The organism is Natrinema versiforme, from assembly GCF_005576615.1.
In the GTDB taxonomy this organism is placed as follows: Archaea; Halobacteriota; Halobacteria; order Halobacteriales; family Natrialbaceae; genus Natrinema; species Natrinema versiforme_A.
This window is the reverse complement of the sequence record NZ_CP040330.1, coordinates 924,098-950,432: the sequence shown is the minus strand read 5'-3', so window position 1 is coordinate 950,432 and position 26,335 is coordinate 924,098. Positions and strand designations below refer to the sequence as shown.

Below are 26,335 nucleotides of genomic sequence, written 5' to 3'. Positions count from 1 at the left end.
GGGTAATGACCGGGGAACGTGAATGTCTACATAAGGGGGAAGACGAAGAGCGAGGTGCCTCTCCACAAGTTGGCCTCGTTTTATTGTTTGGAATCGTAGCAATCAGTGCCGTTTTACTTATCACTGTTGGGATGGGATTAATCGGTTCGATTGAATCGGAGAGTCAAGTAGAACAGACACGTACCTCAATGGATGTCATGGATCATGGCTTTTCGACGGTTATAAACACGAAACAACAGCAGGAGGTCCCAGTTGAAGATGCACAATTCGAGCCAGATGGGACGGTATATGTTGCGTGGGTGAATAATCGCTCTACCGCCTTTGATAACAACCCGAACGCAACAATCGATCCACTTGGAAGGGTTGAATCAAAGATAGATGGGCAAACCATCGCGTATCAAGGGGGTGGCATATGGGAACAAACAGCGGATGGAACGACTGTCTATTCCGCACCAGATATACACTACGACCAGTCTCTGACAATGAACGTTGTCCAAGTAGATGCTAGCGATATCAACGGAGACAACGGAATTGCGGAGATAAACGATTCTAAATCGGATGATTTAGCCGCAGAAATTGAGAATTCATCAAAACAATCGAACGGGACGGATCTTGCGTTAGAAATCAAAAGTGAATATCATGAAGGATGGAAGCAGCATTTTGAGTCTGCTTTGAAGGGAGATGTAGATATTGATCATGATCCAGACGAAAAGCGCGTACGGGTGTATATTGAGGATGCGAGATCGGACGCGACATTCCAGGTGACAGATGTTGAAGCTGACCGAGTGGTTCCACGTAATGGTGAACTGGAAGTCAATGCATCGGTTCTCAATGTTGGAGATGCATACGGAACGGGCAATCTGACACTGGCAGTAAATCCGGAAACCAAAACGGAAATCGAACTTGAACCAGGTGAGACGACAACTGAATCACTCACATTGCCAGTAAATGCAATTTCGGAACAGGAAGATAACCTCAGTCAATATAAGCCGTACACGTATAACGTTAGCACAAGCGATGACTACGCTCAAGGAAGATTCTTTTTGAGCTATCCGAATACATCCTACTATAAGCTTAACAACAGTGATATAGATATTAATCAAGATCCCCAGAACCAGACTATTTCACTAGAAGCTGGGTTCTTGAATATAGGCGAAACTGATGAACCACGGAATGTTTCAATCGATCTCCAAGGAGATCAACAGGTTCGGAACGACCAGGGGGACCTTGTAGATATTTCTTGGGAGTCCGTTTCTTCGGTCGAGCAACAGCCGTGGAACGACAGCACGATAGCGACGACAATAAATCGTAGCGCACTCCCTGATGGAGAGTATGAACTTACCGTTGCTATCGATAACCCCACTGGAATATGTGCTAACAACAATCAAACTTGTGAAGTAACTAGGAATTTCACAATCGATGGTGGAGGAATAGGAGATCCAGGAGAAGTGATTGTTTCCGAGCCCGCAAATGTGAGTACAAGCATTATCGGGACAGAAATCTCAGCAGAGGGCGATTTTAACCGCATAACTAGTCCGTTCACCGATAACGCCGACGCAGGCCTTCTCGTTAATGACGGTAGTAAAGCAGATGGATCGGTAGTCAGACAAGAATCGGGCAATTTTGGCTTTAGCCTTGTCCCATCTGAGCCAGAGTCGACCAATGATGAGCCGAAAACATCGTCAAGTGGTGGATGGGTCGCAGCAGATGGAACTACTCCGGAAGCAGATGGAGAAGTGGTCCGCAACTGCTATGGCCGACATTGTGAGCGGAATTTTGAAGGGGAGTGGAATTGGGATGTTAACAAACTTGTATGGAGTGAGGACGGCGGATACGTACTTGACTGGCATCAGGACGGTGATTGGAGTTGGGATGGAGATGGATCCGCAGAAGTGGCAGAATTTGACCAATATAAACAATGGGCACCGGTGACTGCATCTGCAATGGTTAACGGATCAGAGGTGCAATTAACGCCGGCAGGGGAAAACAATACACTTCCCGTAGATGAGATTGATGAGCAATCAATGGCGGATCACAATCTCAACACCTTCGGAACGCAGGATCAAGTTTGGAATTACGAACAGGAAAACGTAACTGGGACTGTCTCAATAAGCTCCACATATTGGTCCTGTAATGAGTGGGACTATGCTGGCGTGGATAAATCCGATGCAACCGGGACTGATAGTAATTATTACAATCGCGAATGTACGGATTTCGGCACCCCAATTACAACAGCAGAAGGTGGTGGGTACGAAGCCGAGTCAGAAACCGGCTTCGTCATGACACGTGATGCTGACCATAATAATCTCCCAGAAATTGAAGAGGGATACCCACGGCAGCGAAACGTCACCGAAGTCTTCAAAGCCGGGACTGACGGCGTCACGTTAGATGAAGAGAATAACCTCACACTCGGTCCACGAGACTTCGCATTCATGATGGAGGTTACCATGGACCAGGACGGACTGCAAGACACGTACGGTCATAACTACAATGGCGAATACGACCTATATACGGATAATCAGAGCGAATTATTCCGTGCAGCCTGGGATATCGCAGAAAACTACCGAGATGAAGCCTTGTATACAAACGATCCGAATTACAATGACGTGATCGGATTCGTTCAAGTTGATGGCGGTGGAACCTACGTTGATCTTGAAGACGATCCATTCGATGATGTCCATGTCAATGGTGAATTACGCGAGACAAATATCAGAGGCGGCGGAACGATCGAAACGGACCCAGAATCTGGTACGGTTTCCGTCAATGCTGGTTCAATCACGATTAGATAGATAACGTAGCCAAAGTATTGACATAATCATTGTTGGGGCACTGTCTAGATGAGAGTTTGAGGAATGAGCAGGTGGTGGCGAGAAGTGCTCATGCAACTCGCCAACCTACTCAAAGAGAGCTTAGACGTGGATTGTGATGAGGTTTGGGAGAACGAGCGCATCCCGACACCCGTTAGGGTGGTCGGGGTGCGGGTTGACCGCTTTCCCTCCTTCTGGCGAGGCAGTCCAGCCAGCGCTCGCCGCTGGCTCAGATGGTTCAGACACCATTACAACCACGATCGACCGAATCAAGTACTGAATGGCCGAACACCAGCTGAGGAGGTGCTGAACTAGACAGTACCATTGTTGACGAATTAGTGCACTGTTGAAAGAACGGGCAATTAGAGATCGAGAGTGAGAAGAAGTCAGGAGAGTATTTACATTCTACGAATGCGATCGTTCAATACCGTTCAGAACACGTATTCTGCGACTCTACACGTCTTCTAGCAATATTCTGGGTTCCTACTATAGTAAAATACGACTGTTGAACGGAGATAAACGATTCTGGAAGATATGATCGGACGAGCGTATTATCATTACAAGAGAAACTGTTCTAGCCATGAATTTACGGTGTGGTGGGCGTGGAGGGGAGGCTCGAGGACAAGCCTCCGTGTTGGCACTGATCCTGCTGATCGGGATGGTTGCCGTCGGCAGTATCGGCGTTTTGCTCGTTGGAACCGAAGCGATGGCGAGTGCAGAACATCAATCGGAGCAAGAACGGATCGAACAGGCATTCGTCGAGTTGAGTACGAGTATTTCATCGTCGACCGTCTCCGGCGACACCTCGCAGTCAATGGAACTTCATGCCGGCGAACGGGGAGCGATCGCACACCACGGTTCGGCGACGTACGAGATCTGGACCGAAAGTTACAGCAGCGAGAACGAAACGCCCGTTGCCAATGGATCGATTGGTACCGTCGAGTACGAGGGTACTGACGGGACGACGATCGCCTACGAGGGCGGTGGCGTATTCCACGAAACGGGGTCGCAAACGCGGGTTCTCTCAGCGCCGCCGATCGATTACAATCACGAGACGAGCACGCTATCGTTTCCCGTATTCGGCCTCACTGAGAACAAATCGATCGATTCCGGCGATATCCGTGTCAGGCAAACGGACGCGAACCGTAGCCCGAAGAGTTACATCGAAGACGACCATGTATTCATCGAAATCGAGAGCGAGTACTGTCGAGGATGGGAGCAGTACTTCGTCGATCAGGCAGGCGATACGACACTGCAACAGGCGTGTTACGGGGCCGAAAACGCTGACGGCAAAGTGAAAGTCCGACTCGGATACGACGATATCGAAAACGCGTTCTCGTCGGGAGTCGCGCTACCGAGTGAGGATAACATCGGTTCGGGTACTGGAAACGGGAATAAGCAACCGATCGACGACGTGGACGAAACCGAATACGTTCCACTGGACGCGACGATCCAGCAGTTGAGAGACGATTTCAAGGAGAACGCGTCCGGGGAACTGAGTGAGACGAATTCCAATTCCGGAGGCAAATACTACGTCGAGAACCTCGAGGGATCATACGATTTCGAACTGGTCGGAGACGATGCGATCGTCGTCGTCAACGATAGCGTAACGACCGACGGGAGCGGGATAACAGTTTCCGAATGCGGGAACGGAGACCATAGTCTGAAAATATACGCAGCGGGGGACTTCTCTATTCACGATGATGTGAAGCCAACGGACGAATGTGGAGAGGAGAACGTAGACACGATTCAACTCTACGGTACGTCAACGTCTTCCGTCGACTTTCACGATTCGAGCAGCACGTTCCGGGGACTACTCTACGTTGCGAGTGACGAATTCGAACCAAATAACGGGGACTATCAGATCGACATCACCGGCGGTGGCGGATTCACCTTCGAGGGAGCGGTCATCGCTAACTCGATCTATTTCGACTCCGCGGCAAACAAAGTCGACCTAAATGGCCTCGAGGATAGTACCGTCGACGTGATTCCAGAGGGATACGAACCCGCACCTCAACTAACGTATCTCAACCTCGTCGAACACGAAATCGAGATTCGAAATAACTGAGTTTACGCCGCGTCGTCGATCGTTTCCTTCACGTCTTCCCAGACCGCGTCAGGTGCCTGCTCGCCGTCGACTCGCTCGAGCACGCCCGCATCGTCGTAGTACTCGATAACCGGCTCGGTGTTCTCCCGAAACACCGACAGTCGCTCCTTGACCGTCTCTTCGGTATCGTCGTCTCGCTGGACCAGTCGCTCCTCGACTTCGGGGTCCTCCGGCGGGTTGTACTCGACGTGGTAGATGTCGCCGGTCTCTGGATCCATCCGTCGGCCCGTTAGTCGGTGGACGAGTTCGTCTTCGCTGACCTCGAGATAGAGGACGACATCGAGGTCAGTCATGTCCTCGAGTTCCTCGGCCTGCTCGACGTTCCGCGGGTAGCCGTCGAGGACGAAGCCGTCGGCCTGACTGAGCGCCTCGTCGACGATGGCGTTGACGACCGCGTCGGGGACGAGTTCGCCCTGATCCATGTACTTGCCCGGGGTATCGTATTCGGTGTCCATGTCGGAGATGTCCATCTCCTTGTTATTCCGGAGGGCATCGCCGGTCGTGATGTGATCGACATCGAACTCCTCGGTGATCTTTGCACTCTGAGTCCCCTTACCCGCCCCGGGCGCGCCCAGGATCAGGATTCGTGGCTGAGCCATACGGCCTCGTTCAGTGCCAGCACATAAAGGCTTAAAGAATCGGGCACGTTCGTCCGATTATGACTCGCTTCAATGCCACCGAGCCCGCCGAGCGACGGAAACTGTACGTCGATGCCATCACCGCCCATCGCGAACGCGGGAGCGGATTCGTGACACTCGAGGCCGACGAGAGCGCCCTCGAGACTGACACGGACACCGATGCCGACGCCGAGACGGCTGCCGAACTCGGCGTTCCGTGGGTGCAGTTCGGTGACGGGACGATCAACGTCGACTGTACTGACGAGGAACTGGATACGCTCAAGACCGTCCTCGGCGAGTTCCCGGCGTTCAAAATCGACGAACTGAATCGGCCCGAAGAAGTCGAGGGAGTCAACGTCCGGATCAGCGCGAAGGCGGATCCCAATCGGATCGCCCAATTCGTCGATGACATCTTCTGCGAGGTGTACGACCTCCCGTCGGTGTTTCGCGTCTGGGCCGTCGAGGTGTGAGCAACCGTGAACAGCCGGCTCCATCGCTAGCGAGGGGACGAACAGTAACGGAGAACGGTAATCCACACTCGAGCGGGCGAGACGATTCGATTCGGAATTGCGCTCGAGCCGAACCCGCTCGGGGACCCCCTCGTATGCGGGGTTGGTATGTGGTTCGTTAGACAGGTTCTGCGTACGACAGCGACAGAAAAAAGAGCATCGGGCCCAACGGCACAGTGATGGACCGAAAAGACGGGCCCCATCCGAAAACCGAGACAGCGGTCCGCCGGACGCTCGCCGACAGACGGCATCAGTCGGGCGGTTTCCAAATAGATAAGTGGCCCCAGCAATCATCCTCCGACATATAACTGGAGTTCAAAAGAGGTGAATACAATCATCAACCTACTGACGACCCCGATGCAGACACGTGTCGACGTGTTCGACCGGATCTTCCTGGTCTTCCTCGGACTAGGTGCGCTCGTCGGTATCGTCGTGATCACGTATACGCTGTACAACGCGTACAAGTACCGTGATACGGGCGATGCCGGCGATGACGAAGATCTGCCATCCGTCGGGGAGTTACCGACAGGCGGAAAGGGCGGTAAGAAACTGTTTCTCTCGTTCGGTATCAGTGCCATCATCGTCATCTCGCTGGTGATCTGGACGTACGGGATGCTCCTGTACGTCGAGGACCCCGCCGACGAGGGCGAGAGCGCACAGGAAGAGGCGCTCAACGTCGAAGTCGTCGGCGACGGCTTCGCGTGGAGCTACGAGTACGAAAACGGCGTCGAGCCGAGTAACCTCCGCGTTCCCGCCGGCGAGCGGGTCTGGGTGCAGGTGACCTCGGGCGATGTCTGGCACGCGTTCGGCATACCCGAGCAACGGGTGAAAGCCGACGCTATTCCGGGCGAGTACGACGAAACGTGGTTCCAGGCCGACGAAACCGGCCAATACGAGATTCAGTGCTATGAACTCTGTGGCGAGTACCACACCTCGATGGTCAGCACGCTCGAGGTCGTGGAACCTGACGAGTTCGACCAGTGGATGGACGAGCAGTTGACGATGTCGTTCACGATGGAGGATGGAAACGAATCCCGCGTGACCGACGGTTACGAACTCACGCTCGAGCATCAGGAGACTGACTTCGAGGAGACGTACACGGCCGACGAGTTCGAGAACGGATCGATCACGATCGACGAACTCGAACACGCCGGGCCGTACAACGTGACGGTGACGCCGACCGACGGCCAGTTCGAGCCGATCGAAGAAACCGATGTGAACAGTCCGACCGACGACACCTTCACGCTCGAGATGAACGCGACGGAAAGTAATGCAACTGAAAGCGACGCCAACGACGGAGGCGAGAACTGATGAGTGATCTCCCGCCGATGCGGTCGGTCAAACGCTGGTTGGTCACGACCAACCACAAGGACGTCGGGATCCTCTATATCTCGACGGCAATCTTCTTCCTCCTGTTCGGGGGCCTCCTCGCGCTGCTGTTCCGGACTCACCTGTGGGAGGCCGGCGGTACGGGTCTGCTCACGAACGATCAGTTCTACCAAGCGGTCTCCGCGCACGGACTCATCATGGTGTTCTGGTTCCTGTCGCCGATCGCGAGCGGCTTCGCGAACTACTTCATCCCGCTCCAGATCGGGGCGAAGGACCTCGCGTTCCCGCGGCTGAATGCCCTGAGTTACTGGTTCTACCTGTTCTCGGGGATCCTGATGGGAATCTCGTTCTTCCAGGGTGGTTCGTTCTCCGGCGGCTGGACGATGTATGCCCCGCTGAACGTGCCGACCTACACGGGAGCGATGCAGGCGATGACCGGCGGAAACGCGACGATTCTCGCGCTGACCCTGTTCGTCATCTCGATCACGATCGGATCGGTGAACTTCCTCGTGACCATGCACCGATCCCGAGCGGAAGGGCTCGGCCTGTGGAACATGCCGATGTTCTCCTGGTCGTGGCTGCTGACCGTCTGGATGATGCTCTTTGCCTTCGCGGCCCTGCTGGCAGCGCTCCTGTTGCTATCGGTCGATCGGCTGTTCCTCACGCAGTACTTCGCGACCGATCAGGGCTCGAGCCTGCTGTGGGCCCACGTCTTCTGGTTCTTCGGTCATCCGGAGGTGTACATCGTCTTCTTCCCCGCGCTGGGGATCATGTTCGAGACGTTCCAGACGTTCACCGGTCGGCGACTCGTCGGGCGGAAGTGGGTCATCATCGCGATGGTCCTGGTCGCGGTCCAGTCGTTCCTCGTCTGGATGCACCACATGTTCCTGTCGACGATCAACCTCCCGATCAAGACGCTCTTCATGGCGACGACGATCGGGATCTCGTTGCCGTTCGACCTGATGGTCTTCGCGCTGATCTACACGATGGTCAAGGGTCGAGTTCGGTTTACGACGCCGTTCCTGTTCTCGCTAGGTGCCCTCGTCCTGTTCATCCTCGGCGGGATCACCGGCGTCTTCCTCGGTGCTGTCGTCCTCGACTACGAGTTCCGGGGCACCTACTGGGTCGTCGCCCACTTCCACTACGTGATGGTCTCGGGCGTCACCGCACTGGTCGGCGGCATCTACTACTGGTGGCCGAAGATAACCGGGAAGATGTACTCCGAGCGACTCGGAAAGCTCAACTTCGCGGTCTACTTCATCGGGTTCAACCTGCTGTACTTCCCGATGTTCATGGCCTGGGAGACGCCGCGCCGCGTCTTCCACTACGCCGAGAGCGCACAGCTCTACCACCAGCTGGCGACCGTCGGGGCGTTCGTGTTCGGCGCGTCGTTCCTGATCATGTTCGTCACGCTCGGAAAGAGTCTCGTCTCGGGCCCCGACGCGCCCGACAACCCGTGGACGTACTCGCGAACCGCTGAGTGGGCGATTCCCTCGCCCCCGCCGCTCGAGAACTGGCCGGACCGGCCCAGCTACGCCAGCGGCAAACTCGAGTTCGTCGACGACGCCCCGGCCGCGACCGACGGCGGCGTCGCACACGGACAGGAAGCAGCCGGTGCGACGGCCGCGAGCCACGAGGAAGAGCACGCCGACCACGCCAGTATCTGGCCGCTCGGCATCGGTGCCGCGACGTTCACCTTCTTCCTCGGACTCAGCGGCATCACGCCGTACGTCTTCTCGTTCGTCGAGTCGCACATCCACAGCGATGTCGGCGACTTCGTGAGCCTGTCATCGGCACCCGAACAGAGCATCATCTACCCGGCGCTCGTAGTGCTCGGACTGGGAATGATGGCCGTCACACTGTTCCAGTTCGGCCGCGAGCAGTTCGATGCGCCCGAGATGGCCGTCGCCGAACGCTGGCCGTTCGGCGGCATCAGCAACGAGAAGATGGGCGTCTGGGTCTTCCTGGCCTCGGACGTCGTCGTCTTCGGTGCCGCGATCGGCGCCTACGTGTTCATGCGCATCCACATGGGATGGGGCAACTGGCATCTCGACTCGATCACCATGGCCGGTCTGTTCAACACGTACGTCCTGCTGACCTCGAGTTTCACGGTCATCCTCGCACACGTGATGGCCGAACGCGAGAACAAGAAGGGACTACTCGGCGCGTTGAGCGTAACGGTCCTGCTCGGACTCGTGTTCATGGGCGTCAAGGCCTTCGAGTACAGCAGCAAGTTCGCCGACGGTCACTACTGGTTCAGCGGAATCGAGTACTCGATTTACTTCGTGACCACCGGCCTGCACGCGCTGCACGTGCTCCTCGGGCTATTGATCGCCGTGTTCATGATCTACCGGGTCGTCTCGATCGACGCCTATCTCGAGGACCACATGCCGGTCGAGTACTTCGGACTCTACTGGCACTTCGTCGACATCGTCTGGGTCTTCCTGTTCCCGCTGTTCTATCTGATGTAGCGCTCCGGCGCTACATGTGATTCCGCCGTGCCGTTTCGGGCTATTTTCCCCCGCTTCGACTGTGACCGACACCATCCGGGACGATACCGCGATCGGACAGCGGACTCGCTGACCGGGAGCGGATGCCGACTCGAGCGGGGCCGATATCCCGGACGGTACCGCGCCCGCCAATCGAGGCAGTCGGACGCCACTCCGTGATTGGGAGACGGTCTCCGACCGGGTCGCGCCGAGCGAGTCGCTACTGTCACACGAACCGTTGCTCGAAGGGGACACACCGGGTTTCGAAGCCCGATAGAGAACGCGGTCCAGTTAGCGATCGTCGTTTCGCCGTCGACTCGCAACGGTCAGCGCCGCGACGAGGCCGGCGGCGACGAGTACGATGCCACCGAGGAGAACGGGACTCGAGAGGGGGTTGGACGCGTCGGTTCCGTCCGTCTCGCCGTTTGGCTCGTCCGCCGTCACTGGCTCGAGACTGGCGCGGGCAGCGACGAGTGCATCGGCGGCGGCGCTGGCGTCGACGATGCCGTAGCCGTAGCGGGTGTCGACCACATCACCGTCGCTGCCGTCCGTCGTCCCGTCGGCAGTACGGCTCTCCGGCACGCGGGCCGTCTCGGTGAGCGCCGTCTCGATTTCGTCGGGCGTCGCGTCGGGTTCGATCGACAGTAAGAGCGCGGCCGTTCCGGAGACGTGCGGCGTCGCCATCGACGTCCCCGGCATCGACTCGTAGCCGCCGCCGGGAACGGCGCTCGTGATCGCGACGCCGGGTGCGACGACATCGGGAACGACGTACGACGACGGTGCCGCCCAGTCGTCCGGGGCCCCCGCCCAGTCGGTCCGGTTGACCCGCTCTCCGCCGGAGAACGAGGGGACGGCTCCGTTCCGGTCGACCGCGCCCACGCTGATCGCCTCGTAGACGTTACCGGGGGAGCCGGACGTTTCCGCCCCCTCGTTTCCGATCGCCGCGACGACGACCGCACCGCTCTCCCGTGCGTTTCGGACCGGATCGATGAGCTGCGAGTGTTTGCCAGTCGAACCGATGCTCATACTGATCACGTCGGCGTCCTCCTGCAGGGCCCACTCCATCCCGGCGACGACCTGGGCGAACGAGCCGCTCGTATCGGTCAGAACGAGCCCGTGAAGCAGTTCCACCTCGGGGGCGACGCCGATCGCGGTGCCGGTCGTCGCCCCGCCGGCGACGGTTCCGCTGACGTGTGTTCCGTGCGTGCCCGTATCGTGTGGCGTCGACCCCGTGACGCGCTGGCTGGTCGCGTTGAACTCGGCCCACCCGCCGGGATACGTCGGATCGGACGGGTCGTCGGTCGCGAGTTCGAGGTCGGGATGGCCGACGTCGATTCCGGTATCGAGGACTGCGACGCGGACGCCCTCGCCCTGCGTGTCGTAGGCGTCCCAGACGGGGGACGCGTTCAGCTGTGCGAGTCCGGTCGTCGTTCGTCGCTCGCCTGCTGCGAGAGATGACGCTGTCGCCATCGTCGTCGCGTTCGCGCGATTCGGCGGCTCGGGAACGGTCACCGCGAAGTTCTCGTGGACGGCCTCGACCGCATCGAACCGCTCGAACGTCTCGTAGTCGACTTCGTCCGTGTCGACGGTGATCAGCACGGCGTTCGTCAGCCAGAACGTCTCCTCGACGGATACCCCGTCCGTGTCCCGGACGTAATCGAGGAGCGGATCCTGCGTCGTCTCAGCATGTGTCTCGAGCCGTCGTTCCGTCGCGGCATCGGACGCCGTTTCGTGGACGGTCGCCTCCTCGAGTCGAACGACGACCTCGACAGTCGACCCGTTTTCGGGAAGGTCGTCGTCGATGACGATCGAATCGTCCGAAGCGGTCGACTGTGGCTCGTCGCCGGCCCCCGCCCCCGATCCGAGCGCGACCGGCGCGAAAACGGACGCGAGCAGGAGGACAGTGATGACTGCGAGGACGGAGGGAAACATCGTACCGGAGCGGCCAGACGCCATGATACGGTCACTGTGTAGTCACCGAACAAAGAGATTCTGGAGAACGAACTACTTCGAGGCTGTCGTTCCGAAAGTGGACCGCTCGCTCGAGCGTCGCCTACCCCGCCCAGACCAGCGCGTAGATGAACGTAAACAGGAAGTAGACGAGGAAGACGGAGATGGCCGCCTTGAAGTGAAACGTAAACAGGTCGTACTCCTCGTCGTCGCGTTCCTCGTCGAAGGCGTCCCGTTCGGCCTCGGAACACTCCTCGGGGTGGTCGACGCCGATGTGAAAGGTCGCGTATCGCTCGGACCGGAACGGCCGTCCGCAGTACGGACAGGTCGCCCCGGGCGCTTCGTCCGCGGGAACCTCGTACGTTCGCTTGAGCGTGCGATCGGTCGTCATTCGGTCGACCGTTGTGGTGGCGCGAGGAAGTGTTTGCCGGTTGGCGCTCGCGTCTCGACGGGCTGCCGGCAGGGTTAGCTCGGGACGTACGGCGGATCCATCGTTCCCTGCGAGACGAGATACAGGCTCACCATCGTAAAGAAGACCATGACGATGATGAGCGGAAACTGGCTCCTGATCGCCTGCAGTTTCCCGGGGAACAGGTCGAACGAGACGGTGTGTGCGACCCACACCGCGAGGACGTGCCCGAGCAGGATGCCGGCGATCTCGACGTAGCCGAACCAGCCCGGCAGCGCGTATCGAGTCGGGTTCGGCGGCGGGTTCAGCGGCATCGCGAGCGCGTCGAACAGTGCCGGCGACAGCGAGAGCCCGAAGCCGATGTAGTGTGCGAGGTGATAGCCGGCCGCGATGGCAAGCAACGGCGCGGCGAGCCTGAGCCCGAGGTACTCGCGGGAGAGGTACGTCTCCGCTCGCTCGCGAGTCCGGTCGATGGCGACCCAGTACACCTTCCAGAACAGGGCGAAACCGCCGACGAGCAAGAGCAGGTAGACGAGCACGGGCGGCAGTCCGATCCCGACCAGCGCCTCGATGGTCCGGACCCCGATCGGCGTGACGATGAACCCGCTGTAGGTCAGCTCCCAGACCAGCACGAGTACGAACGCCACGAGCGACCGATCAGTGACGAGATCGGCCTCGCTCAACTGCGATCCCGGATACCGGAGTTCGAACCCGTCGTCGGTCCGCTGAATCGGCGCGACGGCTCCGTAGAGTCGGAACCACAGCGAGAGGGGATCGCCGCGCCGGAACCACGTCTCCGGTGAAAACACGACCGCACTCGAGATCGTAAACAACGAGTACATGACGAGGATGGCCAGCAACGCCCGCGGCGACGAGGTCAGCGGGGCGACGACCTCGAGCCAGACGAACGTCAGCAGCGCCACCACGGCGGGCCAGGATTTGTAGGACGAGGGATACTCCTCGTAGCCGTTGGGCAGCGCCGATGCGATCCGCCGCCACGGATTGAGCGCCGGCCACGGGTTCCCGACGGCGTACGTGGCGATCGTCAGCAGCGCGCGCCCGCCGACGAACGTCACCAGGACGGTCGCACTGACCAGTCCGATGTTCGGCCCGTCGATGCCGGCGGCGAAGATGAGCGCGAGCCCGAGGAGTCCGATCGCGCCGAACAGGAGCGAGCCGGCGGTCAGCAGCCGGTCGACGGACGCCTCGAGCGCGCGGTCGTGGTAGGTACCGATGATCCCGCGATCGGTGACGAGCATCGTCAACAGCGCCGAAGCACCGACGGCACCGCCGCCGGTCGCGAGATAGAGCCACGTCGGGACGCTCACGTCGCTGCTGCCGCCGGTGAGGCCGGACGCGACGTTGCTCGCGGCGGCGAGGCCGGCTCCGGCGGCGAGAGCGACCAGCGCGAGCGCGAGAACGATACCGGTTCGGCGAACGAGAGCCGACCGTTCACTCATTGTCGGCGCTTCGTTCCGGCGGTCCATCTACGTGTCGCTTCGCCGCCGATCGACCGACGGAAGTCGTATGAGGAAGGTATAAGTATCCGTCACCCACATTCCTCACTAATGGCGAGTCTCCGGACGTACACCCTGATTTACGTGGCATTGATACTGTTAGCGACAGGGAAGTTCGTCTTCTTCCACTTCCCCGAAATCTTCGACTACCAGATGGCAGTCGGCGGGACGATGATTCTCGCGGCCATCAAGGTCTCACTGATCGCCGGCTACTTCCAGCACCTGAAAGACGAGCCCCGGTCGATCACCTATCTGATGCTCACTGCGGTGTTCATGGTGTTCCTGCTGACCCTCGCCGCAGGGTACTCGATCCAGTAGGGCTCTCGTCAACGCCGACCGTTTCGGATCGAATCAATCCGTTCTCTCGCCGTCTTTCTCGTCTTTTCGGTGATCACGTCACTGTGCTGTCCGTCGTCGAACTCTCACTCCCTCACGAGTCCGTTCGGTCTCCGACGTCCTCCCCACTGCGTATCTCGGCGTCCGGATCACCGTCCGTCACGTCGTCCGGATCGACATCGACGTCGCGAGCCGTTCGCTCCTCGCCCGGCTCCGTCTCCTCCGACCGCACTGCCCGCTCCGACGATTCAGTCCCCTTCGTCGCTGGTTCCTCGGTCTCGTCCATCTCCCTGTCGGGATCGACGCGCGCTCCCCCTTCGACGGTGTCGTAGTACTCGTCGTCCGCGATCGATTCCGACTCCTCGGGTCTGCCGGAGTCGGGGTCGCGGTCCGCTCCGGGAACGTCAGTTGCCGCTCCCGTGTCGGGCGCCGATTCCGGTCCGGCGGCCGAATCACCGCCTACTCGCGGCTCCGACCCGCCGTCTCGCTCGTCCGAACGGCCGTTCCCCGCCTCGGCCGCGGATTCGTCATCCGGCTCGACGCTTTCGGCCGAAAACGCGGCACCGATCCGAACCGCGTCGTCGGTGATCTCGTCGACGGCGTCGCTCTCGAGCGGCACGATATCGCCGGACGCGGGCTCCCAGTCGAGGACGGCTTTGATCGAGTCCGTCATGTCCGGCTCCGGGTCGATGTGTGCGGTCTCCCCGTCGATGGTGGCGACGGTCCCGAGCGTCTCACCGTCCGCGCTTTCGACGGGCTTGTCGATGTCGTCGTCGGTAAACGTCGGACTCATGCCCGAGGATAGTCCCGTCTCCGGGAAGCCGTTCCTGCCTGCACGGACCGGGATCGACGTCGGCAGCGTTCGAACGGGACCGACGCCGACCGGGCTACGCCAACTCGAGGGCCGTCGACAGATCCGACTCGATGGCGTCGACCTTGCTGCGGTCGTACAGCGCCGCCGCCGGGTGGAACGACGGGACGACGATCCGACCGTCGTCCTCGAACTCCCGGCCGTGCAGATCGGTGATCGTCTCGTCGGTATCGAGGATCTCGGCCGTCGCGAAACTCCCCATCGGCACGAGGACGGCCGGATCGACGCGGTCGATCTCGGCGTCTAACACCGGCCACCAGGCCTCGATCTCGTCGACGTGCGGATCGCGGTTCTCCGGCGGTCGCACCTTGACGAGATTGGTAATGTAACAGTCCCGCCGATCGTATCCAATCGACTCGAGGGCCCGATCCAGTTGCGAACCGGCTTGGCCGACGAAGGGCTCGCCTTGTTTCACTTCCTGGCCGCCGGGTGCCTCACCGACGAGCATCACGTCCGCCGACAGCGGCCCGACGCCGGGGACGAACTGCTCGGGATCGTACTGGTCGTCCGGCACCGCCTCGAGTGCGTCCACGAACACTGCCTCGAACTCCCAGTCGGTCGATGGCTGGTCGGTCATCGTGTGGCGCTACAACGGTCGCGGGAAACACCCTTTTGCTGCTCGCTGTACGGGACAGTCGTCCGGATTGATGTATCGGGACGATCGAGTCGCACTGTTCTCGAGTCGAACCAGGCACATGCATCCGGTAACGGTTTCCCTCGAGCGGGCAGAGAAAGCGGATATGCCATTCAAGCCGCCGGTCGAGTGTCCGATCTGTCGGGAGACGCTCGCCCTCGACCGAACGCTCGAGGATCACCTCGTCGGCTCCCACACGCAGCGCGAAGTCGCTCGCCACCTCGCAACTGTCCGCGAACGGGTCGAAGGGCAATCGATTTCGGATTGAACGACGAGTCGCCGACTTCGGTGGCGACTGCAGTCGCTCACGAAACAACGAACGGAAAAAGAACCGAGATGGCAGATGGCCGTTATTCGCCGCCGAACATCTGGCGCATCATCGGATGCATTTCCATCATCTGCTCCTCGGCGATCTCCTCGTAGAGCTTGTACGTGATGGAGACGGCCAGCAGCAGGCCGGTTCCGCTCACACCGCCGATGGTACCGAGCATGTTCGCCCAGACGGCGAGCAGGCCGACCAGTGCGCCGCCGATGACGGTCACTTGTGGAATGTACCGTTCCATGACCTTCTCGATGACGCCGACGTTCTGTCGGAAGCCGGGGATCTGCATTCCGGAGTTCTGGATCTGCTTCGCCGTCGATTCGGGGCCCATGTCAGTGGTTTCGACCCAGAAGATGGCGAAGATTGCGCCACCGACGACCATGAAGGTGACGTCGATACCGATCCGGATCATCACTTGCCACCACTCCTGAGCGACGTTCGCACTGAACCACATCCAGTCTTCGGGCGAGTAGATCGGGGCCACGTAGTAGAAGAACCCGCCGGTGGGCTGGCCCTGCTGCGAGTAGGTCCCGAGCCAGCTGGGCATGCCGGCCCACTGACTGTTCATGATCTGGCCCATGAACTGGACGTTTGCCTGCACAGCGCGAACGAGGATCATCGGCAGGACGCTCGCGTAGATGAGCTTCACGGGGAAGCGACCGCGAGCACCCTTGACTCGTGCGTGGCTCAGCGGAATCTCGACGCGGACCGACTCCGCGTAGACGACGATCCCGAAGATCAGCACGGTCGTCAGCAGGGCGATGATGTGGCCATCGTTGATCAGCAGCGTTTGCAAACCGCTCGTCGAGATGAGTGAGCCGACTTCGACTTGCCCCGTCAGGATGCGGTACCAGTCGAAGAAGAACCCTCCCTGAGAGGGCTGGACGAGTCCGGTGACCAGTCGCTGGCTCACGCCGGCGATAATGAACAGGCCGATCCCGCTGCCGACGCCCCACTTGCTGACGACCTCGTCCATGTAGAGGATGAGGACACCGCCAACGAAGATCTGGGCGAACATCAGCATCTGGACGCCCGTCTGATCGAGCATGAACCCGCCGAGTTGCAACGACTGCTGGGCTGGCAGGAAGCCGCCGGCGAACACCATCGGGAGACCGGTCAGGATCACCATCATGACGACCAGCAGCTTCTGGAGGCCCTGATAGAGCACCTGATCCCGCGGGTCGTCCGTGTCGAGACCGAGCAGGTTCGCACCGCCGAGCAACTGTAAGACGATGCTCGCGGTGACGATCGGTCCGATACCGACCTGCAACACCGACCCCTGCGAGCCGGCGAGGATCGCACGGAACTCGCCGAAGAGGTCGGTCGCCCCGCCGGACTGCATACCGAACAGCGTGATGTTCGTCAGGAAGAAGTACAACATGAGGATGCCGGCCGTCCACATCAGCTTCCGCTTGAAGGGGACGTGCCCCTCCGGACGGCGCACTGCTGGCATCCGCGTTAGGACCGGTTCAGCGGCTTCCTTCCATCCCATATGTTATTCCTCGTCCTGGTCGTCGTCGGCGTCGTCCTCCTGTCCTCGCTCCGAGACGACTGCCTCGCCGCCGGCAGCCTCGAGTTTCTCGCGAGCGGCATCGGAGAACGCGTCCGCCGTTATCTCGAGCGTGTTCCGGACCTGTCCGGATCCGAGGACCTTGACCTTGTCGACCTCGTGGCCGTCCTCGACGATATCGCGTGCGTCGAGTCGGTAGCCGCCGTCGGTCTCCTCGGCGAGGTCCTCCGCGACGTAGAGGATCGCGTCCTCGTCGAGCTTCTGGACGTCGATCTCCGCGACATCCTCGCGGATGTCGTGGGGTCGCTTGAAGCCGTGTTTGCCCTTCGGTTCGTAGTTGTGGAACTCGTGTTTGCTGCGCCCGGCACGGCCGCGGCCACCACGGTGGCCCGCACCGCGTCGGTTCTTGTGGGAACCGCCGCTGTGGGTTCGCGATCCGCGCTGGCGTCGTTTTTTGCTCGTCATGGTTATCGCATCGATTCTAGGAGGTCGTTAATCTCCCCTGTTGTATGCTTTCCGAGTTGGCCGCCCTCAACGGTCGGCTTTTTGATACCCTCGTGACCTCCCCGCGGTGGGTGAAGTCGAAGCGTCGGTGACAGTCCCTCGTCACGAAGTGTCGTCTCCTCGGCGAGGAGCGCCTCGGCGAGATCGCCGAAGCCGTCGTAGGCCGTGTTGTCGGCAAGCCACTCCTCATCGACGTCCGACTGCTTGCCCTCGAGGGGCTCCGCTCGCTTCGCGAGCAGGGTCTCGAGTACCTCGGCGTCGGGCTCTCCGACGGCGACGTAGTCGTTGACCTTCGCGATCATCCCCTCGTAGGCGTCGGTCTCGGGGACGAGCGTGCAGTGGTTGACGTTGTGGATGTTGAGCATCGACAGGGTGTCCTGGACGTCTTCCTGTCGGTTCACTTCGCCGCGGATCTGAACGATTGCCTTCATCACTCGCTCACCTCAGCTCGCTCTCGGTCCGGCCGTCGCTGCGGGTGCCGCGACTGCGAGGCGTTCTCGAGGGCGTTGTAGGTCGCCTTGGCCAGGTTCACCGTCGTTCGGGTGTTACCGTGGCTCTTGGTCCAGGCGTTTTCGATCCCGGCCAGTTCGAGGACGTGACGGACGGTGTCGCTGGCGGCCAGCCCCAGCCCTTCGGGGGCGGGGATGAGCTCGACTTCGACGGAGCCGGCCTTGCCGGTCGTCCGTCGGGTCAGCGAGTGTGGCCGGTCCGAGCGGTCCTCCCAGGAACCCGAGCCGCGGGGAACCTGGATCATGTTCAGCTTCGCGATACCGATCGCCTTCTGGATGGCGGACCCGACCTGATCGTCGCGGCCTTCGGCGTAGCCGATGAATCCGTTTCGGTCACCGACGGCGACGACGCATCGGAACTTCACGCGTCGTCCGGAGTCGGTCATCCGCTGGACCATGTTGATGTCCAGCACTTCGTCTTCCAGTCCGGGAAGGAGCTGGTCGACGAGTTCGGGTTCCTTCAGCGGAAGTCCCGAGTTGAGGGCGGTCTCCATGTCCTCGATTTCGCCCTCCTGGACCTTCCGACCGAGACGGGTGACGGGTTCCCATCCGCTGTCGTTGTAGTTGTTTCCACTCATTCGAGAATCGCCTCTCGTACCTCGTCGAAGTGTTCGGGGAGGTCTGTCGCGTCGAAGTCACCGCTGTACAGCGGTTCGTCGAGCTGTTCTGCGTACTCGGCGATGTGCTCGCCGCGTGTACGCGACCAGTCCGCGAGCACGCTGTCGTTGTGCGGGATCTCGAGGCCGGCGTCGATTGCGCCTTCCTGTACCGCGAACACCTTGTTGCCGGGCGTGGCCGTGTTGAGACCGATGTCGAGGACCGCTTCCTCGAGACCCGCCTCGACGGCCCGTGTGCCGGCCAGCAGGCCGGTCAGATACGCCGCGGAAATGTTGCTCGTGGGTGCATCCCAGCCGTACTCCGCCAGATCGCTCGAATGTGCGCTCGCGAGCGTCTCGTCTCCCTGAGGTCCGGGAGTGATCAGCTGCGCCGTAGTGTGCTTGTTGCTCTTGCGAGCAACCAGGCGGGGCTTCCCCGATTTCAGCAGGCGCAACCTCTGGTGGTAGTCCGTCCGGACCTCACGGCGACGCCGCATCGGCACTTTGTATCGTGGTCCTGTCGCCATTATTGGTCACCGTAGTTTTCGTCGATGTAGTTCAACAGGTACCGGACGCTACGGAACTCCCCGCCGCCAGCCTTCTTGTAGAGCTCGCGGTACTGCGTGGGCGTCAGCTCGCCCTTGTCGCGGAGTTCGCGCAGCTTCCGTCGCTGTGCGCGAATCTTGTTCTGCCATTCGTCTTTCTCGTCTTGGCGTGCGCCCTTCTTGCCGCGGCGCTTGCCCTGGCCGTTCTGGTGGCCGTAGGCGCGCTTCGCGTTCCGTTCGCGGGCGCGACCGCGAGAGTTACCCTTCGCGTCGGCGGCCTGAATGCGACCCTCGTCGACGAGTTCACGGATCTCGTCGCGAGTGATCGCTTCGGCGATGTCGCCTTGCGCGTCGGGATCGAGCCAGACGCGGTTCTGACCGACGTCTAAGACATCGGCTGCCAGTCGCTTCTGTGCGGTCAGATCAGTCATTGGATTCCACCTCGACTTCCTCGTAGGTTGGGTTCAGGACGCGAACGTCCTGCTCTTCGGCGAGTTCCTCGATGCGTTCGCGCTTGCGCGCGCCGACCGAGGACGAGATCCGGACCGCCTCTCGAGCGCCGTCGACGCCCTCGAGGTCGTCCGTGTTCTCGACGTAGACCTCTTCGAAGCCGCTGGGGTGTTTGCCGCGGACGGCTTTCGGCGTTCGGAAGCCGGCCTGGACTTTCGGCCCCTTGCCCTTGACGCCGCGGCGCTGCTTGGACAGCTGGCCGCGAGGTCGTCGCCAGGATTCGGGCGTCCGCTTTTTCTTGTGGTAGTCCTGTCGGTTGAACTGCGGTTTCCCTTCGCTCTTCCGACGAGAGAGGAGTCGCTCCTCCTCTTCGGAGAGGTCGGGCGTCTTCTCGGTCAGCCCGCGGGGCTGCAGTTCGGTTTCGACATCTTCGTCGGGTTCCGCTTCTTCCTCGACGCCTTCGTCTTCGATTTCGGCCTCGGTCTCCTCGGTGACCTCGAGGTCACCGACGTCGGCCTTGATACGAGCGGCGAGTGCGTTCCCGACGCCTTCGGCTTCGGCCAGGTCGTCCTGGTCCGCTTCCTTGACGTCCTGAATGGACTCGAAGCCAGCCTCTCGCAGCGCGTCTGCCTTGCTCGCGCCGACGCCGCTGATGTCCTCGAGTTCCTGTGGGTCGTCCGATTGATCGTCTGCCATCTATCAGGCACCTCCTTTCGCGGGCTTGGTGGTGATGTAGACCCCGTCCTGGAAGACGCGGGTGTCCTTGCCGCTGACCTTCGTCAGCTGCTCGATGTCGGCCGCCGTCTGGCCGACATCGTCCTTGCTGGGGCCGGAGAGGACGATCTGCTCGTCGTCGACGGTAACCTCAGTCTCACCGTGGATAGTCGTTCGTCGCGGTGCCTTTTCGCCGAGGAAGTTCTCGATGACGACATCGTCGCCGTCCACGCGGACCTGCATCGGGAAGTGAGAGTAGAAGACTTCCATCTCGTACTCCCAGCCCTCGGTCACGCCGTGAATGGCGTTGGTGATGTGGCTCTCGAAGGTGCCGACGGTCGAATTCGTCTTCGCGTCCTCGGCACCGCTCTCGATTACCACCTGATCGTCGTCGGTTTCGACGGTCACGTCGGGGTACCAGAGGCGGCGCGTAACGGCGCCTTCCGGGCCCTCGACGGTCACATCGAAACGGTCGACCTCGACGGATACGTTCTCGGGGATTTCCAGTTCGACTCGCATGATTAGTAGACGTATGCGATCACCTGGCCCCCAATACCCTGGTCGCGCGCCTCGTAGTGGCTCATGATGCCACTGCTCGTCGTGACGACGAGGGCTCCGAAGTCTCGAGCGGGGAGATAGCGCTTCTCCCACTTCTCGAAGTCTTCGGCGCCAGCAGCGTAGCGGGGCTTGATGGGGCCGCACTCGTTGATCGCTCCTTTCAGTTCGACCTCGAACTGACCGGCTTTGCCGTCGTCGACGTACTCGAAGCCGTCGATGTACCCGCGGTCGTAGAAGACCTCGAGTACGCTGCCGATCTCGTTCGAAGCGGGCGTTACCTCGTGGGTGAGATGACCCACACTCTCGGCGTTATCGAGTCCCGAGAGCGCGTTGCTGAGTGGATCGTTCCCGGTCATATTATCGGTACTTCCTGAATCCCATGTCGCGGGCGATCTCGCGGAAGCACTGCCGGCAGAGATTGATGTCGTACTTCCCGACAAGTCCCTGCTCGCGGCCACAGCGCTGACAGGATTCGACCTGTCCCGTTCGCTTTGCCGCGTGCTCGCCCGTGCGGTCGTTTTCTTCTGTTTCGCTTTCACTCATCGTCCGTGCCCTCCACGCTCACGTCGAAGTTGGCCTCGAGGAAGCCGATGGCGTCCTCGGGGGTCAGTCGGTGCTTCGAGGGGATCGATCGGGTGGCCTTATCGCGCTTGGCGATGCGGTAGCCCGGACGGACCAGGTTAACGGTGACGTCCAGCCCGTAGATCCCGACGTTCGGGTCGTACTCCTGGCTCGGGAAGTCGGTGTGTTCCTCGACACCGAAGCTGAAGTTCCCCGTGTCGTCGAACTGCGCCGCCGAGATATCCGTCAGCGGAAGCGACTTCTCGAGGAACTCGTAGGCGTCCTCGTCGCGAAGGGTGACCTTCGCGCCGATCGGATCGCCCTGACGAATACCGAAGTCCGGTTCGGTTCGCTTCGCCTGGGTCCGGACGCTCTCCTGACCCGTGACTGCCTCGATAATGTCCTCGGCTTTGCCGAGTTCGCGGCCACCTTGGCCGACGCCCATGTGGACGACGACCTTCTCGACGCGCGGTTCGCGCATCTCGTGGAAGTCGCCGCTGGTCTCGCTTTCACTACTCATCGTCATCACCAGTGAAGTTCTCGTCGATGACGACGACGTACTCTTCGACGGTTTCGAAGCCGCCGTCGTCCGTCGAAACGCCGACGCTGTTCGAGCCGCTGCCCGGGGTGACGTCGATCGCGTCGATCTCGCCGACCTTGCCGCCGTGGTTGCCACGGACGGCCGTCACGAGTGCGCCTTCCTCGTAGGGGAAGTGTGCGACGACGGACTTGTCGTCGTTGTCGATGACGATCGAGTCCTTCGGGCTGTAGTCGTCCTCGACGATGACGTTCGTCCCGTCGTGGAGCGTCAGCTGGGTGTCGCCGCCCGACACTTGCTGTTTGCCCGTGATCTTGCCGAGGCGGCTCTGGGCCGAGTCCTCGTCGATCTCGGTCAGCGCGAGCCGACCGCCCTCGTCGGGGAAGACGCGGTAGTACTCCCCTCGCTCGGGGAACGCGACGATGTCGAACATGCCGATCGGGCGCTGTTCGTCGTTGATCGCGTCGCCGTTGATGAGGATCGAATCCTCGGACAAGGCGTACCGTGCTTCCTTCCGAGAGTCCACGTAGCCGAGCACGTCCCGGAGGAGGACGACGAGCGGCACGCCGTCTTCGCCGTGGGGACCGGCGTCGGCCTTGACCGTGAAGGTCTCGGTCTTTCGCTCGACCGGCCAGGACTTCGGTACCGATAGTCGTTTCTGGTGTTTCGTCATTCGCTATCACCTTCGAGACGCGCCTCGCGACGCTCGTCCTCGAGGTCGAGTTCCGTGATCCGGACGTTCGAGGGGTCGAGCGGCCGCGGCACTTCCTCGCCGTCGGCCGTCTCGACGGTCACGTCCTCGACGTGGATGGTTCCATCCTCGAGGATCGCGCGGATGACCTCGGCTTCCTCGCCGGCGTGGTCGCCGCGCATGACCTCGACCGTGTCGCCCGCGTTGACGCGGGTTCGACGGGTGTCGTACTCCTCACGGAGCTCGTCGGACAGCGTCGCGTGCAGCTGCTTCTGTCGCTGGTGCAGCGGCGCGCGTTCCGTCTGGGTTCGCTGTTTGTGTGGTTGTTCAGTCATATCTATACGATCATCGTCGCCGTGCTGGCGATTGCTCCGAAGCGTTCTGCGACTTCGCGGGCGATCGGCCCCTTGATCTCCGTACCGCGGGGCTCCTCGTTCTCGTCGATGATGACGGCCGCGTTGTCCTCGAACTTGAGCCGCGTGCCGTCGGGCCGGCGGATCGACTTCCGCTGGCGGACGACGACGGCCTCGAGGACCTGTCGGCGCATCTCCGGGGTACCCTTGGTGACCGAGACGGTCACCTTGTCACCGATCCCCGCCTTCGGCTGGCGGTTCTTGGTGCCGTGGTAGCCCGCGACGCTGATGACCTTGAGTTCGCGCGCGCCGGTGTTGTCGGCACACGTGACCAGGGAGCCCTTCTTCAGGCCCTGCGTGACGTCGGCTTTCATTGCCTCCATCACTGATCACCCTCTTCGGCTGCGGCGAGGTCCTCGTCGGAAAGCGCCGGCTCAGGCTCGGCCTGGCTCGTCAGCTCCGCGAGGTCCTCGGCAGTCGCTTCTTCGGTTACTTCGACGACCACGTGCGATTTCGTCTTCGACAGTGGTCGGGTCTCTGCGATCTTGACCGTGTCACCGACCGAGAGCGGCTCGAGCACGCCCGGTACGTGTGCCGGGATGCGCGAGCGTCGTTTCATGTGTCGGTCGTACTTCGGGACCGCCACATCGTACTCTCGCTCGACGACTACGGTCTTATCCATGTCCGTCGAGACGACCGTCCCCTCGAGGATCTGTCCTCGAACGGAGAGTTCGCCGTAGAACGGACACTTCTCGTAGTCGTATTCCTCCGGGTTTGCTGGTTCCGGAGGGGTTTCAACGTCTAGTCCTATTGCCATGGTGAGTCACCACTCGTTTCCGTGCGTCGGGCGGGTCGTGAGAGCAGCCGCGATCCATCGACCGTAACGTAGGCTACATCCTCGCCGGCGCCGTCTGCGCCGTCCGATTGCTCGAACGTCGCAGGTTGAGTATCGGCCAGTTTGGACGCAGTCCCCGAGGACTTCGCGTCCTCGGCGGCGTCATCTGTGATCGCGAACTCGAACGTCGAGCCCGATTTCGGCACCATCACGACCCGAGACTCGCCGTCGTCACGAATTTCGATCGACAGGGTCTTCGTCGTCTCGATGACGACGCGTCCCTCCAGACCCACCCGCGAGGAGTCGTCGCTCTCGACGACTCGGACGGGGAGTCCGTTGAGTTCGTGTCGCGGCAGGGTCTCGGGTGTCAGTGCCATTGTGTGTGGTTACGTTATTCCGCTTGCGCTTCGACTTCGTCGTCCAGGTCGCCTTCCTCGCGCTGGATCGTCTTGATCCGCGCGATGGTGCGGCCCAGTTCGCCGATGCGGCCCGGATTCTCCGGGGCACCACCGGCGGCGAGGACGGACTTCGCGTTCAGCAGTTCCGTTTCGAGTTCCTCGAGTTCTTCTTCCCGTTCGGCGGGCGTCATGTCGCGGATCTCTTCGACGTGGAGGATCGCCATCAGGCGTCACCTCCCTCGTCGGGGTCTGCTTCGTCCGTCTCCTCGTCTTCCATCTCCTCGACGAGTTCCTCGGCTTCCGCTTCGACGTCTTCCTCGAGTTCCTCGAGTTCTTCTTCGACGTCTTCGTCGCCGCTGGGGACCTCGACATCGTCGAACTCCTCGTCGGCGTCGGCCTCGACTTCCTCTTCGATGACCTCCTCGACGACGTCCTCGTCGAGGTCGGCTTCCTCTTCGGTCTCGACGGTCTCGTCGGCCGCGGCCTCAGCACCGCTTTCGGCGGCCTCGGCGTCCTCGGGTTCGCCCTCGAGGAGTTCCTCGACGCCGCCTTCCTCGTTGACCTCGACGGCGTCGGGGACGATCTCTTCGGGGTCCATGTCTTCGTTGACCTCGAAGTCGTCGGGCAGTTCCGCGCCCGGCGGGATGATCTTGACGTCGACACCGATGGTGCCGAGTTTCATGACCGCGACGCCCTGGCCGTGGTCGACGACCGTTTCGGCGGGCTCGCCGTTGTGCTTGATGTAGCCGCGGTTGAACTTCTCGACGCGCGATCGCGCGCCGGTGACCTTCCCGGAAAGAACGATCTCCGCGCCGAGCGCGCCGGCTTCCATGATCCGGTCGATCGTCGTGTGACCGGCCTTTCGGAAGTACCAGCCGCGCTCGAGTGCGTTCGCCAGTCGGTCAGCGACGATCCGTGCGTTGAGGTCGGGTTCTTCGACCTCTTGGACGTCGATCTGGGGGTCCTCGAGGTTGAACTTCTCCTCGAGGGCCGTCGTGACCTTCCGGATGTTCTCGCCGCCTTTGCCGATGACCATCCCGGGCTTTTCGGCCTTGAGGACGATCTGGGTTCCCATCGGCGTCTTGGCGACGTCCATACCACCGTAGCCCGCGCGGCCGAGCTCTTCTTGGAAGAACTCGTCGATCTGGGACCGCTGCAGGCCGTTCTCGATGAATTGGTGTTCGTCAGCCATTAGCTATCACCTGCTTCGTCCTCGTCGACTTCTTCGACGACGATCTCGACGTCGACCTGCGGCGTGTTCCACGAGGAGGCACGCCCCATCGCGCGGGGCTTGCGGCCCACGGACTCGCCGACCTTGTGGGCGGCGACGTGGACGATCTCCATCGACTCGCCGTCGAAGCCCTGATGATCCGCGTTGGCTTCGACGTTCTCGAGCAGGTCGAGGAATTCGCCGGAGACCTTCTCCGGGTACTTGCCGGCGTCCCAGCCGTCGACGTCGGATCGGTGACCCGCGCCGGCGTTGTGGGACTTGAACGGAACCGACTGTACTTCGTCGATCACGTCCTGAAGGTAGGCCTTCGCGTCGCCGACGGTTCGGCCCTTGATCTCGCGTGCGACCTCCTTGCTGTGCTTGTTGCTCATATGACGCTCCCGAAGCATGGCTTTCGCCGTGGCGTCGGGGTCCGCGTCGACTGAGTAGTTGATTCCCATACGAT

The 26,335-nt window shown here is 60.9% G+C and carries 32 protein-coding genes and 1 pseudogene; 8 read left to right on the top strand and 25 right to left on the bottom strand.

The genetic code is table 11. The annotated features are described in order from the left end of the window. The first annotated feature begins 5 nt into the window (after positions 1–5). The 3 genes and pseudogenes from FEJ81_RS04670 (at position 6) to FEJ81_RS04660 (ending at position 4,875) form a co-directional block, all read left to right on the top strand. Positions 6–2,789, top strand: coding sequence for a DUF7289 family protein (locus tag FEJ81_RS04670; RefSeq protein WP_138244183.1), 2,784 nt, complete (start codon positions 6–8; stop codon positions 2,787–2,789). A 186-nt stretch (positions 2,790–2,975) separates the two neighbouring features. After that, positions 2,976–3,122 (top strand): annotated as a pseudogene (locus tag FEJ81_RS23685) (IS6 family transposase); the annotation flags it as partial. 265 nt (positions 3,123–3,387) lie between these two features. After that, positions 3,388–4,875, top strand: a complete 1,488-nt coding sequence (locus tag FEJ81_RS04660) for a DUF7289 family protein (RefSeq protein WP_463605660.1) — start codon at positions 3,388–3,390, stop codon at positions 4,873–4,875. A gap of 2 nt (positions 4,876–4,877) precedes the next feature. Here FEJ81_RS04660 and FEJ81_RS04655 read toward each other — a convergent pair whose 3' ends face one another. After that, positions 4,878–5,513 (bottom strand): adenylate kinase, encoded by a 636-nt coding sequence (locus tag FEJ81_RS04655; RefSeq protein WP_138244180.1) that lies wholly within the window; start codon positions 5,511–5,513, stop codon positions 4,878–4,880. A gap of 59 nt (positions 5,514–5,572) precedes the next feature. On the opposite strand from FEJ81_RS04655, the gene FEJ81_RS04650 reads away from it, so the two are divergent. The 3 genes from FEJ81_RS04650 to FEJ81_RS04640 all read left to right on the top strand — a co-directional run bounded on the left by FEJ81_RS04650 (position 5,573) and on the right by FEJ81_RS04640 (position 9,840). Next, positions 5,573–6,001 (top strand): hypothetical protein, encoded by a 429-nt coding sequence (locus FEJ81_RS04650; RefSeq protein WP_138244179.1) that lies wholly within the window; start codon positions 5,573–5,575, stop codon positions 5,999–6,001. Positions 6,002–6,364: 363 nt separating this feature from the next. Then, on the top strand, positions 6,365–7,351 hold the full coding sequence (gene coxB / locus FEJ81_RS04645; RefSeq protein ID WP_138244178.1) for a cytochrome c oxidase subunit II: 987 nt from the start codon (positions 6,365–6,367) through the stop codon (positions 7,349–7,351). Continuing rightward, complete coding sequence (locus FEJ81_RS04640; RefSeq protein ID WP_138244177.1) at positions 7,351–9,840, top strand: cbb3-type cytochrome c oxidase subunit I; 2,490 nt, start codon at positions 7,351–7,353, stop codon at positions 9,838–9,840. Before coxB ends, FEJ81_RS04640 begins: the two co-directional genes overlap by 1 nt. A gap of 309 nt (positions 9,841–10,149) precedes the next feature. Here FEJ81_RS04640 and FEJ81_RS04635 read toward each other — a convergent pair whose 3' ends face one another. The 3 genes from FEJ81_RS04635 to FEJ81_RS04625 all read right to left on the bottom strand — a co-directional run bounded on the left by FEJ81_RS04635 (position 10,150) and on the right by FEJ81_RS04625 (position 13,677). Then, positions 10,150–11,814: a S8 family serine peptidase gene (locus FEJ81_RS04635; RefSeq protein ID WP_138244176.1), complete on the bottom strand. Its 1,665-nt coding sequence runs from the start codon at positions 11,812–11,814 to the stop codon at positions 10,150–10,152. Positions 11,815–11,911: 97 nt separating this feature from the next. After that, positions 11,912–12,199, bottom strand: coding sequence for a DUF7410 domain-containing protein (locus FEJ81_RS04630; protein WP_138244175.1), 288 nt, complete (start codon positions 12,197–12,199; stop codon positions 11,912–11,914). Positions 12,200–12,273: 74 nt separating this feature from the next. Next, complete coding sequence (locus FEJ81_RS04625) at positions 12,274–13,677, bottom strand: hypothetical protein (protein WP_138244174.1); 1,404 nt, start codon at positions 13,675–13,677, stop codon at positions 12,274–12,276. A gap of 108 nt (positions 13,678–13,785) precedes the next feature. Here FEJ81_RS04625 and FEJ81_RS04620 point away from each other — a divergent pair, with 108 nt between their 5' ends. Next, on the top strand, positions 13,786–14,052 hold the full coding sequence (locus FEJ81_RS04620; protein ID WP_138244173.1) for a cytochrome C oxidase subunit IV family protein: 267 nt from the start codon (positions 13,786–13,788) through the stop codon (positions 14,050–14,052). Between the two features lie 112 nt (positions 14,053–14,164). Here the strand turns inward: FEJ81_RS04620 and FEJ81_RS04615 are convergent, their stop codons facing one another. Then, positions 14,165–14,863: a hypothetical protein gene (locus FEJ81_RS04615; protein ID WP_138244172.1), complete on the bottom strand. Its 699-nt coding sequence runs from the start codon at positions 14,861–14,863 to the stop codon at positions 14,165–14,167. A gap of 94 nt (positions 14,864–14,957) precedes the next feature. Then, positions 14,958–15,518 (bottom strand): uracil-DNA glycosylase, encoded by a 561-nt coding sequence (locus FEJ81_RS04610; RefSeq protein ID WP_138244171.1) that lies wholly within the window; start codon positions 15,516–15,518, stop codon positions 14,958–14,960. A 163-nt stretch (positions 15,519–15,681) separates the two neighbouring features. Between FEJ81_RS04610 and FEJ81_RS23025 the strand changes: the two genes are divergently transcribed. Beyond that, on the top strand, positions 15,682–15,843 hold the full coding sequence (locus FEJ81_RS23025) for a hypothetical protein (RefSeq protein ID WP_175416352.1): 162 nt from the start codon (positions 15,682–15,684) through the stop codon (positions 15,841–15,843). Between the two features lie 82 nt (positions 15,844–15,925). On the opposite strand, the gene secY is transcribed toward FEJ81_RS23025, so the two are convergent. Genes secY through FEJ81_RS04515 form a run of 19 tightly spaced genes read right to left on the bottom strand, consistent with a single transcriptional unit; the run spans position 15,926 to position 26,330 of the window. Continuing rightward, the gene (gene secY, locus FEJ81_RS04605; protein WP_138244170.1) at positions 15,926–17,389 is read right to left on the bottom strand and encodes a preprotein translocase subunit SecY; all 1,464 of its coding nucleotides are present in this window, start codon (positions 17,387–17,389) and stop codon (positions 15,926–15,928) included. 3 nt (positions 17,390–17,392) lie between these two features. Further along, on the bottom strand, positions 17,393–17,872 hold the full coding sequence (locus tag FEJ81_RS04600; RefSeq protein WP_138244169.1) for an uL15m family ribosomal protein: 480 nt from the start codon (positions 17,870–17,872) through the stop codon (positions 17,393–17,395). 2 nt (positions 17,873–17,874) lie between these two features. Continuing rightward, positions 17,875–18,342: a 50S ribosomal protein L30 gene (locus tag FEJ81_RS04595; RefSeq protein ID WP_138244168.1), complete on the bottom strand. Its 468-nt coding sequence runs from the start codon at positions 18,340–18,342 to the stop codon at positions 17,875–17,877. Further along, positions 18,342–18,998 carry a 30S ribosomal protein S5 gene (locus FEJ81_RS04590; RefSeq protein ID WP_006430989.1) on the bottom strand — a complete coding sequence of 219 codons (657 nt, stop codon included), beginning with the start codon at positions 18,996–18,998 and terminating at the stop codon, positions 18,342–18,344. Before FEJ81_RS04590 ends, FEJ81_RS04595 begins: the two co-directional genes overlap by 1 nt. Then, positions 18,995–19,543 carry a 50S ribosomal protein L18 gene (locus FEJ81_RS04585; RefSeq protein ID WP_097378336.1) on the bottom strand — a complete coding sequence of 183 codons (549 nt, stop codon included), beginning with the start codon at positions 19,541–19,543 and terminating at the stop codon, positions 18,995–18,997. The genes FEJ81_RS04590 and FEJ81_RS04585 overlap by 4 nt, the downstream gene beginning before the upstream one ends. Then, on the bottom strand, positions 19,543–19,992 hold the full coding sequence (locus FEJ81_RS04580) for a 50S ribosomal protein L19e (protein ID WP_138244167.1): 450 nt from the start codon (positions 19,990–19,992) through the stop codon (positions 19,543–19,545). The genes FEJ81_RS04585 and FEJ81_RS04580 overlap by 1 nt, the downstream gene beginning before the upstream one ends. Further along, positions 19,985–20,707, bottom strand: coding sequence for a 50S ribosomal protein L32e (locus FEJ81_RS04575; protein WP_138244166.1), 723 nt, complete (start codon positions 20,705–20,707; stop codon positions 19,985–19,987). The genes FEJ81_RS04580 and FEJ81_RS04575 overlap by 8 nt, the downstream gene beginning before the upstream one ends. Before the next feature lie 3 nt (positions 20,708–20,710). Then, positions 20,711–21,244: a 50S ribosomal protein L6 gene (locus FEJ81_RS04570; protein ID WP_138244165.1), complete on the bottom strand. Its 534-nt coding sequence runs from the start codon at positions 21,242–21,244 to the stop codon at positions 20,711–20,713. Between the two features lie 2 nt (positions 21,245–21,246). After that, a complete protein-coding gene (locus tag FEJ81_RS04565; RefSeq protein WP_006430984.1) occupies positions 21,247–21,639 on the bottom strand; it encodes a 30S ribosomal protein S8 in 393 nt (130 codons plus the stop codon). 1 nt (position 21,640) lies between these two features. Beyond that, on the bottom strand, positions 21,641–21,826 hold the full coding sequence (locus FEJ81_RS04560; protein ID WP_138244164.1) for a 30S ribosomal protein S14: 186 nt from the start codon (positions 21,824–21,826) through the stop codon (positions 21,641–21,643). Then, a complete protein-coding gene (locus FEJ81_RS04555; protein WP_138244163.1) occupies positions 21,819–22,364 on the bottom strand; it encodes a 50S ribosomal protein L5 in 546 nt (181 codons plus the stop codon). The genes FEJ81_RS04560 and FEJ81_RS04555 overlap by 8 nt, the downstream gene beginning before the upstream one ends. Further along, positions 22,357–23,055 (bottom strand): 30S ribosomal protein S4e, encoded by a 699-nt coding sequence (locus FEJ81_RS04550; protein WP_138244162.1) that lies wholly within the window; start codon positions 23,053–23,055, stop codon positions 22,357–22,359. Before FEJ81_RS04550 ends, FEJ81_RS04555 begins: the two co-directional genes overlap by 8 nt. Beyond that, positions 23,052–23,408 carry a 50S ribosomal protein L24 gene (rplX, locus tag FEJ81_RS04545; RefSeq protein ID WP_138244161.1) on the bottom strand — a complete coding sequence of 119 codons (357 nt, stop codon included), beginning with the start codon at positions 23,406–23,408 and terminating at the stop codon, positions 23,052–23,054. The genes FEJ81_RS04550 and rplX overlap by 4 nt, the downstream gene beginning before the upstream one ends. Positions 23,409–23,410: 2 nt before the next feature. Further along, positions 23,411–23,809, bottom strand: coding sequence for a 50S ribosomal protein L14 (locus FEJ81_RS04540; RefSeq protein ID WP_006180012.1), 399 nt, complete (start codon positions 23,807–23,809; stop codon positions 23,411–23,413). Next, positions 23,809–24,243, bottom strand: coding sequence for a 30S ribosomal protein S17 (locus tag FEJ81_RS04535; protein ID WP_138244160.1), 435 nt, complete (start codon positions 24,241–24,243; stop codon positions 23,809–23,811). Before FEJ81_RS04535 ends, FEJ81_RS04540 begins: the two co-directional genes overlap by 1 nt. Beyond that, positions 24,234–24,638: a ribonuclease P protein component 1 gene (locus FEJ81_RS04530; RefSeq protein WP_138244159.1), complete on the bottom strand. Its 405-nt coding sequence runs from the start codon at positions 24,636–24,638 to the stop codon at positions 24,234–24,236. The genes FEJ81_RS04535 and FEJ81_RS04530 overlap by 10 nt, the downstream gene beginning before the upstream one ends. Positions 24,639–24,652: 14 nt before the next feature. Then, positions 24,653–24,883, bottom strand: a complete 231-nt coding sequence (rpmC, locus tag FEJ81_RS04525; protein ID WP_138244158.1) for a 50S ribosomal protein L29 — start codon at positions 24,881–24,883, stop codon at positions 24,653–24,655. Continuing rightward, positions 24,883–25,851 carry a 30S ribosomal protein S3 gene (locus FEJ81_RS04520; RefSeq protein ID WP_138244157.1) on the bottom strand — a complete coding sequence of 323 codons (969 nt, stop codon included), beginning with the start codon at positions 25,849–25,851 and terminating at the stop codon, positions 24,883–24,885. Before FEJ81_RS04520 ends, rpmC begins: the two co-directional genes overlap by 1 nt. After that, positions 25,851–26,330, bottom strand: a complete 480-nt coding sequence (locus tag FEJ81_RS04515; RefSeq protein WP_006430973.1) for a 50S ribosomal protein L22 — start codon at positions 26,328–26,330, stop codon at positions 25,851–25,853. The genes FEJ81_RS04520 and FEJ81_RS04515 overlap by 1 nt, the downstream gene beginning before the upstream one ends. Between the last annotated feature and the right edge of the window lie 5 nt (positions 26,331–26,335).

Bases quoted from the DNA above. Each gene is read 5' to 3' on its own strand.
- FEJ81_RS04670 (WP_138244183.1), top strand. From the start codon at position 6: ATGACCGGGGAACGTGAATGTCTACATAAGGGGGAAGACGAAGAGCGA.
- FEJ81_RS04660 (WP_463605660.1), top strand. From the start codon at position 3,388: ATGAATTTACGGTGTGGTGGGCGTGGAGGGGAGGCTCGAGGACAAGCC.
- FEJ81_RS04655 (WP_138244180.1), bottom strand. From the start codon at position 5,513: ATGGCTCAGCCACGAATCCTGATCCTGGGCGCGCCCGGGGCGGGTAAG.
- FEJ81_RS04650 (WP_138244179.1), top strand. From the start codon at position 5,573: ATGACTCGCTTCAATGCCACCGAGCCCGCCGAGCGACGGAAACTGTAC.
- FEJ81_RS04640 (WP_138244177.1), top strand. From the start codon at position 7,351: ATGAGTGATCTCCCGCCGATGCGGTCGGTCAAACGCTGGTTGGTCACG.
- FEJ81_RS04635 (WP_138244176.1), bottom strand. From the start codon at position 11,814: ATGGCGTCTGGCCGCTCCGGTACGATGTTTCCCTCCGTCCTCGCAGTC.
- FEJ81_RS04630 (WP_138244175.1), bottom strand. From the start codon at position 12,199: ATGACGACCGATCGCACGCTCAAGCGAACGTACGAGGTTCCCGCGGAC.
- FEJ81_RS04625 (WP_138244174.1), bottom strand. From the start codon at position 13,677: ATGAGTGAACGGTCGGCTCTCGTTCGCCGAACCGGTATCGTTCTCGCG.
- FEJ81_RS04620 (WP_138244173.1), top strand. From the start codon at position 13,786: ATGGCGAGTCTCCGGACGTACACCCTGATTTACGTGGCATTGATACTG.
- FEJ81_RS04615 (WP_138244172.1), bottom strand. From the start codon at position 14,863: ATGAGTCCGACGTTTACCGACGACGACATCGACAAGCCCGTCGAAAGC.
- FEJ81_RS04610 (WP_138244171.1), bottom strand. From the start codon at position 15,518: ATGACCGACCAGCCATCGACCGACTGGGAGTTCGAGGCAGTGTTCGTG.
- FEJ81_RS23025 (WP_175416352.1), top strand. From the start codon at position 15,682: ATGCCATTCAAGCCGCCGGTCGAGTGTCCGATCTGTCGGGAGACGCTC.
- secY (WP_138244170.1), bottom strand. From the start codon at position 17,389: ATGGGATGGAAGGAAGCCGCTGAACCGGTCCTAACGCGGATGCCAGCA.
- FEJ81_RS04600 (WP_138244169.1), bottom strand. From the start codon at position 17,872: ATGACGAGCAAAAAACGACGCCAGCGCGGATCGCGAACCCACAGCGGC.
- FEJ81_RS04595 (WP_138244168.1), bottom strand. From the start codon at position 18,342: ATGAAGGCAATCGTTCAGATCCGCGGCGAAGTGAACCGACAGGAAGAC.
- FEJ81_RS04590 (WP_006430989.1), bottom strand. From the start codon at position 18,998: ATGAGTGGAAACAACTACAACGACAGCGGATGGGAACCCGTCACCCGT.
- FEJ81_RS04585 (WP_097378336.1), bottom strand. From the start codon at position 19,543: ATGGCGACAGGACCACGATACAAAGTGCCGATGCGGCGTCGCCGTGAG.
- FEJ81_RS04580 (WP_138244167.1), bottom strand. From the start codon at position 19,992: ATGACTGATCTGACCGCACAGAAGCGACTGGCAGCCGATGTCTTAGAC.
- FEJ81_RS04575 (WP_138244166.1), bottom strand. From the start codon at position 20,707: ATGGCAGACGATCAATCGGACGACCCACAGGAACTCGAGGACATCAGC.
- FEJ81_RS04570 (WP_138244165.1), bottom strand. From the start codon at position 21,244: ATGCGAGTCGAACTGGAAATCCCCGAGAACGTATCCGTCGAGGTCGAC.
- FEJ81_RS04565 (WP_006430984.1), bottom strand. From the start codon at position 21,639: ATGACCGGGAACGATCCACTCAGCAACGCGCTCTCGGGACTCGATAAC.
- FEJ81_RS04560 (WP_138244164.1), bottom strand. From the start codon at position 21,826: ATGAGTGAAAGCGAAACAGAAGAAAACGACCGCACGGGCGAGCACGCG.
- FEJ81_RS04555 (WP_138244163.1), bottom strand. From the start codon at position 22,364: ATGAGTAGTGAAAGCGAGACCAGCGGCGACTTCCACGAGATGCGCGAA.
- FEJ81_RS04550 (WP_138244162.1), bottom strand. From the start codon at position 23,055: ATGACGAAACACCAGAAACGACTATCGGTACCGAAGTCCTGGCCGGTC.
- rplX (WP_138244161.1), bottom strand. From the start codon at position 23,408: ATGACTGAACAACCACACAAACAGCGAACCCAGACGGAACGCGCGCCG.
- FEJ81_RS04540 (WP_006180012.1), bottom strand. From the start codon at position 23,809: ATGGAGGCAATGAAAGCCGACGTCACGCAGGGCCTGAAGAAGGGCTCC.
- FEJ81_RS04535 (WP_138244160.1), bottom strand. From the start codon at position 24,243: ATGGCAATAGGACTAGACGTTGAAACCCCTCCGGAACCAGCAAACCCG.
- FEJ81_RS04530 (WP_138244159.1), bottom strand. From the start codon at position 24,638: ATGGCACTGACACCCGAGACCCTGCCGCGACACGAACTCAACGGACTC.
- rpmC (WP_138244158.1), bottom strand. From the start codon at position 24,883: ATGGCGATCCTCCACGTCGAAGAGATCCGCGACATGACGCCCGCCGAA.
- FEJ81_RS04520 (WP_138244157.1), bottom strand. From the start codon at position 25,851: ATGGCTGACGAACACCAATTCATCGAGAACGGCCTGCAGCGGTCCCAG.
- FEJ81_RS04515 (WP_006430973.1), bottom strand. From the start codon at position 26,330: ATGGGAATCAACTACTCAGTCGACGCGGACCCCGACGCCACGGCGAAA.